Source organism: Saprospira grandis DSM 2844 (assembly GCF_000275825.1).
Taxonomy (GTDB): Bacteria; Bacteroidota; Bacteroidia; order Chitinophagales; family Saprospiraceae; genus Saprospira; species Saprospira grandis_A.
Window position 1 is genome coordinate 4,409,502 of record NZ_JH719942.1, and the last position, 2,987, is coordinate 4,412,488.

The window sequence follows — 2,987 nt, forward strand, 5'->3', positions numbered from 1 at the left end:
CTCTATCTCCAACTACAGCTATATCCGCTTCATTAAACTGATAAACCGCCAGCACATTCCCCTGCGGGTCACGGACATAATACTGCCCCTCTGATCGGATATCCGCAGGACCATCTACATACAATTTCTTTTTGGCCAAGCGGTTGCCCATGGGGTCATACTCATATTGCAAGACCGAGGGGCCCGGCTTGCCCGCCTCAAAATGCCAATAACCGCCTAGGGACAAGCCCCTAGGCTAGCTTTTTCAGACAGCCCTCTGCGAGGGCCTTTGGATATGACCCTTCTCTGCAAAAGCAAATGAGCAAGGCCAGCTATATAAGCAGTTGAGGCCCTTTAGGGCTGACTCCATGGGATTAGCCTAGGGGCTTGTCCCTAGGCGATGAATGGCAGGCGGCTTCGCCGCCATGGCCGAAGGCCAAACGGCCTAGCGATGTGCAGGGGTGGCCGAAGGCCAGACCAAGGCCGTCAGGCCGCAGGGCCGAGCGAGCAGCGAGCCCCGAAACGTAGCGCCGCAAGGCAAAGCCGCAGCGGAGGCCCCAACTACAAATAAAACCATCTACTAGCGTGATAATTTTTCTAAATCATCACCTAGCTCTCTTAAATAGTCTACCACCTCTTGAGGAACATTAGAACTATTTTCTTCTAAATGCTTTAAAATTTTTCTAAATCATCACCTAGCTCTCTTAAATAGTCTACCACCTCTTGAGGAACATTAGAACTATTTTCTTCTAAATGCTTTAAAATTTTTGGTGACACTCTAAACCAAATCGACGGCTTCCAAAGCTTGTTTAAGTCTAATCCAAATTTCACTAAAATATCCAACAATTCAATGTTGCGATGAGAAGCTGCGATTACAATAGGGTCTGTGCATTTTATACTCACTTTAGACAAACCTTCTTCCAGAAGGACTTGAACAATTTTCAATCGCAGCCCACAATTATCATTCTCTTTCACCGCATAGAAACATGCTTTTTGCAGAAGAGTACACTCCTTTTGATTTTTACTCTGGACATTATTTAGAATTTTTAGTGAAATCTTTGACTTAAAAAAATACAATGCTTCTAAATCCCCTTTGGCAACAAGTATATTTATTATTTTAATTAAAAAACTTGGCCTCCCATCAACCCAAAAAACATCCTTCTGTAAATCAATAAATGCATTTTGAGACCTCTTTAATTTATCAATATATTTACTATTTTTCGTTTTAAACATCTAACTTAATTTTCATCAATTTGATCAGCTACAGCATCTGCAGCAAAATAGCCAGCGACCCCTCCTAAAAGGCCAGCACTAACATTTAGAGCGGTACCAATAGGCCCCCCTACATTCAACCATGACGTTGCAGCTCCCGCTGTTGCAGCTCCTGCAGAAAATCCAGCCCAACCACCTACCTGTCGAATTCCTTCTGCAGCAATAGGATTTATCGATTCTTGATCAACACTTTTTTTTGCTGCCGTTGCCAAATCATAAGCAGTCATAGCTTTTGACGCAGCACCTAAACCTTTAGCACCTTTCTTTAAAGTCATTGAAAGACTATTGTCAATTGCCTTAGGAGACACATCCCCCTTAAACAGTACTTCAGCCTCATTTACTTGGTTTAGCTTCCACTTTTCAGCCATTTTTGAATACTGCGGATTATCTTTTACCAAATCATCCATACTTTGTGCTAACTTATCTTGATCTATAAACTCAGCCCCCTCAGCAACAGCCTTATCTATATCTACATAGTATTTAGTCCCTTCAAATGCTGGCGCCCCTTTTGGTAACATTGAAGCTGATTTATACTGAGAACTTCCTTTTCCATGTAATTGTAAAGCATGTCCAGCAGGAGTTAAACTCCCTCCATTTCCTGCCCTAAATCCTTTTCTTGTTGGAGATGGGTCTACAGATGGACTTGTTTTTCTAATTGCTATATTTTTAGGCACTCGTATATGCATTTTTATAGAGCTAAGTCCATGTTTTACTTGTGACTCTACTCTAATATCATCAATTGATTTAAGTACTACTGGAAAATTACTTGTTTCTTGTGCCCGTTGAATATCACTCATTGATGGTTCTAAACCATCTAGGTCTACATATTGTATCGGCATATTCCCAGCAAACTGATAGGGTGTATACCAAGGATAATCCGGACTCAACGGATCCACACTCAAAAACTTCCCTATGCTCGGATTGTACAACCTAAAGCCATAATCCTGAATGTTTTGCGTTCCCCAATCTCGGTCATCTTCCTTCCCATTAAACCCAAAACGATACCCCTCCCCACTCACAAACTTACGCCCAGGCATTTCCCAACCAAAGGGGTAGTATAAGTTTGCCGAAGACAGCTGCGCCAGATAATAATCTGCCTGTCCCGTTTGGCTGCTGTCTTGGCCCAAAGATTTATCACTGACCGTAGCCAGTACGTTGCCTAGGTGGTTGGAGAGCTCGTAGCGGCGGCGGCCCAGCTCTAGTTGATGGTAACTGCTTTGCGCCAAAGCCGTTTTGAGCAGACTCCCAGCAGGCAAACCAACGGCCCCCGACTCATCCCGATACCTTAAAGCTAAGGCTTTTTTCAAGATTCCCAAACGGGCCGATCCATATAAATGCAGCTCCTCCAGATAAAGACTATCTTTATCCCCAACTACAGCTATATCCGCTTCATTGAATTGATAAACCGCCAGCACATTCCCCTGCGGGTCACGGACATAATACTGCCCCTCCGATCGGATATCCACAGGACCATCAACATACAATTTCTTCTTGGCCAAACGGTTCCCCATGGGGTCGTACTCATATTGCAAGACCGAGGGGCCCGGCTTGCCCGCCTCAAAACGAACCTCTTGCACCTTAGCCTTGTACGTTCCAAACTATCTCCTCAATCTGCTCCGAGCTATCTCGAACCAAATTGCCGATTTCGTCATATTCATAGTTTTCTGAGGATGTTTTGGGGCCTGCCGCCTGCGGCGGCCGGGCCCTTGCAGGGCTCGCAAGTTTGCTCGGCCCTG

Annotated in this window: 3 protein-coding genes; all 3 read right to left on the minus strand. The window is 44.6% G+C overall.

Annotation, left to right across the window (positions count from 1 at the left end; genetic code table 11):
- Positions 1-226: hypothetical protein (locus SAPGRDRAFT_RS23215; RefSeq protein ID WP_002661233.1), on the minus strand; the 226-nt coding region annotated here is incomplete at its 3' end.
- Positions 227-651: 425 nt separating this feature from the next.
- A complete protein-coding gene (locus SAPGRDRAFT_RS19585; RefSeq protein WP_002661234.1) occupies positions 652-1,212 on the minus strand; it encodes an ankyrin repeat domain-containing protein in 561 nt (186 codons plus the stop codon).
- Between the two features lie 5 nt (positions 1,213-1,217).
- Positions 1,218-2,828, minus strand: a complete 1,611-nt coding sequence (locus tag SAPGRDRAFT_RS22750) for an RHS repeat domain-containing protein (RefSeq protein ID WP_002661235.1) — start codon at positions 2,826-2,828, stop codon at positions 1,218-1,220.
- Between the last annotated feature and the right edge of the window lie 159 nt (positions 2,829-2,987).

Bases quoted from the DNA above. Each gene is read 5' to 3' on its own strand.
- SAPGRDRAFT_RS19585 (WP_002661234.1), bottom strand. From the start codon at position 1,212: ATGTTTAAAACGAAAAATAGTAAATATATTGATAAATTAAAGAGGTCT.